The sequence below is a fragment of the Candidatus Afararchaeum irisae genome (assembly GCA_034190545.1).
Lineage (GTDB): Archaea > Halobacteriota > Halobacteria > Halobacteriales > Afararchaeaceae > Afararchaeum > Afararchaeum irisae.
In genome coordinates this window covers 1-5,293 of the sequence record JAXIOF010000106.1, presented here as the reverse complement: position 1 = coordinate 5,293, position 5,293 = coordinate 1, and the positions used below count along the sequence as shown (strand labels likewise).

Genomic DNA, 5,293 nt, shown 5'->3' with positions numbered 1-5,293 from the left:
CGATATCTAATCACCGGATGGGAGTGGCACGTGCCGTTAAACTAGAACGGATGGGTTATCGACGAAGTCTATTGAGACGATCCTCGACCTGTCAGGGTCGAGGATCGTCGTGGCGAGCTGCATGAACAAGAGGTTGGAACTGAGTTCAAGAGTGTCTCGGTTGAGAGTATGTAGCCATTCTAGGACAGTATCGTCACAAGGAGTAGAGTTATTGTTGTTACAGACTTCCCAGACAGAGGTTTGATTGACTGAAGCGAGAGTAACAACAGACCAGATATCGTCGGAATCGAGGGGAGATCCCTCGATTCCTGGGAGTGGTAGCTCTCCAATTACGTCTTCCGCTAATTCTTTAACCTTTGAGTCCGTAAGTACACCGTTTGGTTCTGGTGTTTTGATCATATTTACCGAACCAGACATTCTCCTCAATCAGAGTAACGCTTTATCTTTTACTCTCAATTACCGATTGGGAAGTACCGATGTTATGTAGAAAAAGTGCCCTTAAAAAAGAACGTGTAGTATACATATATTATTATACGGGGGTATACGGAGACACATAGAATATACAGGGTGTGAGAAGCATATATGCAGCTTACCACACGTCAGTCGCGTTTCTCTCCATCTCGACACTTTCTCCAACTCTATATACACAGAAAACTCGGGGTGTGTATAACGACATACGGGGTCTATACAAGGGGTCGAAAACTCGGCATACACACGTATAATACCCCGTGTAGAATATACAACCCGTGTATAATACAGCATATAGAGTAGATATGAGTGTATAATCTCGCGTATATTCTATATGAGTGTATAGAGTATGCGTATAATATCACATATAGAGTATAGGAGTGCATAATATCGGTGTATAATATACGGATAATATACGTATAGAGATTCGAGCGAGCCCGCCCACAATCTAATACCTGATATTCCATCAATCAAAGACACACCCGATATTCGCTTCTGCCATAGACACGAGCCGCGTCCCCCATCCTGTCTCAGCTTAAACATCTGACGTCCAGTCTTAGCTTAGACAGAATTGATATTCGGGTCTGTCTACGTCTCTCTCGATCTCTCGTATCTCCAAGCTTCGAACGAGTACTCGGGTCTATTCTTAGCTTAGCTTTCGATCTCGAACCCATACGCAGCTTCCTCTTGTCCTCGTCTCCTTATTCTATCATACCAACTTTAGACATAGACACACGTGAACGTGATATTCGGGTCTACGTCTAAGACAGCCTGTCCCGTCACTCTAACTCTCTGACTCGGTCATGTCTACGCCGCTCCACCTCGAACACAACAGCACTAGCTTTCTCAGTAAACTGACACTCTACTACACTACACTACACTACTTAGACACGGATCGGGACGCCAGTCTCTCTAAGTCTAAGACAGAACGGGATACCGGGCATTGTCTACGTCTACGCAGTTCGGTCTGTACGTCTCTGCGAGCGTCTATCCCTAATCTAACTTTCTGATCTGATACTTTTTTCTCGCGCAGTCTACGTCTCTTTTTCTCGGACACTCAGAACAAGAACTCCGACTCTGTCTCTATTCTCTGTACGCGTCTCTCACGTCTTCTATCGCGGCTTTCTGTTTAGTCTACGGCTCTCAGAACGTTCAATACGATACGACGTCCACAGTAACGTTCTAATCTCCTACCCTCTCTATTTTCTCTCTCTCGACGTCCTGTACTGTCTCATACAGCGTCTCTCACGACTCACGACTCACGACGGAATATCGGGTTTGTCTACGGTACGTCATCGACTACGCCGTCCGAGCCTGAGCCTGAGCCTGAATATCAATTCTGGCTATGTGAACTCGAATATCCGATATACAATACACAGACACGAGACGGGTATCCGGTACTGTCTATGACACTCTCGAATATCACTTTTCTATAGACTATAGACAGGGTATCCAGTCAGTCTATGACACTCCGAATATCCGGTACTGTCTATGACACAGACGGGCTTCCCATAAGCTCGGAGCGAAGCGGAGAGCGTCTGGTGGCAGTGGCGGCGGAGTAGTGGCGGAGTAGCAGCGGTAGAGGGCGACAGGTAGAGGTCGACAGACGTGACGAGGAGGGTGCGTGGACTCAAGCCACGGCTTCTTTTATATATTCTCAACATCTCCATATCTATATGAGAAACCGAGGTCACATCGGGGTCGTGTATCTCTTAAGCTCTCCTCTACTCTTCTTTTTCGCCCCTGGACAGGTCGTGAGTCCGATAATCCTTGCTTTATCGTTAGTCAGTCTACAGACACTCCCTGACAAAGATATAGTACTACAGGAATACACGCCGATCTCACACCGTGGTATCACACATACCGTCTGGTTCGGTATCTTTGTAGGCGTAGTTCTCGGCGGCGTGTCTGTGGCTCTCTCTTCGGAGTACGGTCTCGGTTTCGTGTATCTCATTCTCGCGAGCTACGGCGCGGTGAAGACAGTCAGCCACATCAACTGGAGATGGACGAGAACCCGACGAGATACGTTCAAGCTCTTCGTCGTAGCTTTAGTGCTCATATCCGTCGCGCTATACCAGCAGGGAATACTCAAAAACGGTATAGACCTCGGTATAGGTCTGTCGTCGATAGAAGCGACGTTCGTCTTTCACTTCCTTCTCGGGTTCTTTGGGGTTACAACTCATTTGATTGGGGATGTTCTGACGCCTATGGGTATTCGACCTCTCCGACCTATTCATAACGAGAAATACAGGCTTGGATGGGTTCGAGCCGCCAACGAGTCGGCTAACTTGGGATTATTCGTAGGGGGCACTCTTCTCTTCGTTGTGTCGACCGTCGCCGTAGTAGAGGGATATACGATATTTGACATGCTCTAATGATACATAGTCAAGCGCATACCCCCGTCTTCAGGCGTTCGCTAATCTGTGATTAGCGAGCACGTCAATCGAAGATTGACGAACGGGGGTCAAGCGACAACACTCCTAACCTACGGACTGCGTAGACCTGCCGGATTTCACACTATTATGAAAATCTCTGATTTTCGTACCATCGTGAATCAGGAGATTCACGAGATGCCCAAAGCCTAAGTACACCGCGTATATAGTGTACGGTGTGGCAAAGACAACACGGCACGCTACCTACAACCTAAACTACCACATAGTGTGGATGCCCAAGTTCCGTGAGCCGATACTGGAAGGTCAGGTAGCAAGCCGTGTCGAAGACATCTTCCACGAGATAGCCGACGACAAGGGTCTTGAGATAATCGACCTGACCATAGAACCCGACCACATACACCCGTTCGTGAGTGCGCCACCGAAACACGAACCGTCGCTACTCGTTAACTGGTTCAAAGGCATCTCGTCGCGGAAGTACAACTACCGCTATGCAGACGACGAAAGTGAGAAGATTAACTGGGCAAGAGGCTACTACGTAGGCTCCGCCGGAGAAGTATCAAGCGACACCATACAGGACTACATACGGCGTCAACAGAACTCATGAGTTCTGTTTGGCACACGAGAAACGTGATGCGTTTCTCGGGACGACACGAGGAGGACGAAGTATGAGTAGAGAGGTCACGAAGACGCTTGAAGTCAAGCTGTTCGACCCGAACACTCACAAGCGGGAGAAGTTCCGTGAGACGTACAAAGAGTACCAGAAGGCGTTGAACGATACCTTCACGTCAGACTGTTCCACACAGTCCGAAGCCAACGACGTAGTGGTGGAGTACGACCTTTCGGGGTACGCCAAGAACGCCCTCAAGAAGTATGTCCCTCAACTCGTCCGTGACGGAACACAGGAGTTAGACGACGGACACCCTGTACGTTTCACGAACGAGGGTATCCGCATAGACCACAAGCCTCAGAACGCCTTAGAGTGGTACGTCAAGATACCTCATCATGAAGACTACCACCTCTGGTGTCCCGTGACCATCAACCCCGAACAACGCGACTGGATAGAAGCTCTACACAATGACGGCGCGGAGCTTGGTGAGGTGCGTATGTTCCCGCGTGGGGACGAGTGGCATCTTCACCTCACCGCACACAGGGAGGTTGAGGAAACCGATGTTTCGGAGGTACGTCAATCTTCGATTGACTACAACAGAAATCAGAGATTTCTGGAATCGTGTACTCCGATAGGTGTGGACATAGGAGAAACTGCACTCGCCACGGTGTGTCACCTTGACGAGTGTGGTTCTCCTACTGCACCTAAGATTTTCAGCGACGAAGGTAGCAAGGTGCGCCAACTGAGAGAGGAATACTTCACGACGAGCAGACGCCTACAAGAGCGTGGCTCCGAGAAGCTACTTGAAGAACGCGGAGACGAGATATGGAGGCGGATAGACGACATCATACACACGGTTACACGCCGTGTCGTGGAGTACGCCGAACGGTTCGAGGACAGCGCACTCGTTCTGGAAGACCTCACGCATATCCGTGAGAACATGGACTATGGCGCGTACATGAACCGCCGTCTACACGGTTGGGCGTTCGCTCAGATACACGCTCAGATACGGTACAAGGCGGAGGAAAAGGGGATACCTGTCGAGACGGTGAACCCGAAGAACACCAGCAAGCGGTGTCACGCTTGCGGTGAAGAAGGCACTCGACCGCACCAAGCTACCTTCCGATGTACCAACGACGACTGTTGGGTATCCGAGTATCAAGCCGACGTGAACGGTGCAACGAATATAGCACTACGCTACCTCCACGGAGAGAGCCTTTGGCAAAAGACCGGAGGCGATGACTCGGTGGAGGACGGGACTGAGTTGACACAGCCACAAGACACTCCAACAGAGGGTGAAACCCACCCTACGACGTTGGAAAACGATGCGTCTTGAAACCTGTAGGGCGCAAGCCCGAAATCCCGTGACGGGATTCCCGCGTTCGTGAATCGAAGATTCACGAGCCATCCGAGCTTCGCTCGGAGACGTCTTTAGGCGCGGGAGGATGTCAAAGGCGGAATAATGTCGATACTCGGGTTTCTGATACTCCCTATCTTCGTAGTCACGGGATACTACGTCAGGGTTCTGAGGACAACCGTGGAGGGCGACGAGAGACCGCCGAGCTTCGACGACTGGGGAGACCTGCTCGTCGAGGGGCTCAAGGCGACAGTTATCGGAATCATATACATGATAATACCCGCGCTCGTCTTTTTCGTGAAAGTCGGTGGCTCCATGATGGCGATGATGGCAGGTAGAAGAACCGCTGGTGTATTAGGCGCAGGGATGGGTGTCCTCGGCTTCCTAGTCTCGGCAGTCCTTTTCCTTGTATTCGGCTTTGGTGAATCGCCATACGCAGCTTGATTTACTGTTTTACGGCATGTTTGA

General features: G+C 50.1%; 4 protein-coding genes and 1 pseudogene. 4 read left to right on the top strand and 1 reads right to left on the bottom strand.

Annotated elements, in window-relative coordinates; genetic code table 11:
• Positions 1–51: 51 nt before the first annotated feature.
• Positions 52–399 (bottom strand): annotated as a pseudogene (locus tag SV253_09920) (ISH3 family transposase).
• A gap of 1,745 nt (positions 400–2,144) precedes the next feature.
• On the opposite strand from SV253_09920, the gene SV253_09915 reads away from it, so the two are divergent.
• The 4 genes from SV253_09915 to SV253_09900 all read left to right on the top strand — a co-directional run bounded on the left by SV253_09915 (position 2,145) and on the right by SV253_09900 (position 5,269).
• A complete protein-coding gene (locus SV253_09915; GenBank protein ID MDY6776366.1) occupies positions 2,145–2,843 on the top strand; it encodes a metal-dependent hydrolase in 699 nt (232 codons plus the stop codon).
• Between the two features lie 235 nt (positions 2,844–3,078).
• Positions 3,079–3,465, top strand: coding sequence for an IS200/IS605 family transposase (tnpA, locus tag SV253_09910; protein ID MDY6776365.1), 387 nt, complete (start codon positions 3,079–3,081; stop codon positions 3,463–3,465).
• Positions 3,466–3,526: 61 nt separating this feature from the next.
• Entirely contained in the window at positions 3,527–4,804 is a 1,278-nt protein-coding gene (locus tag SV253_09905) for a transposase (GenBank protein ID MDY6776364.1), read from the top strand.
• Positions 4,805–4,930: 126 nt separating this feature from the next.
• Positions 4,931–5,269 carry a DUF4013 domain-containing protein gene (locus SV253_09900; protein ID MDY6776363.1) on the top strand — a complete coding sequence of 113 codons (339 nt, stop codon included), beginning with the start codon at positions 4,931–4,933 and terminating at the stop codon, positions 5,267–5,269.
• The last annotated feature ends 24 nt before the right edge of the window (positions 5,270–5,293 follow it).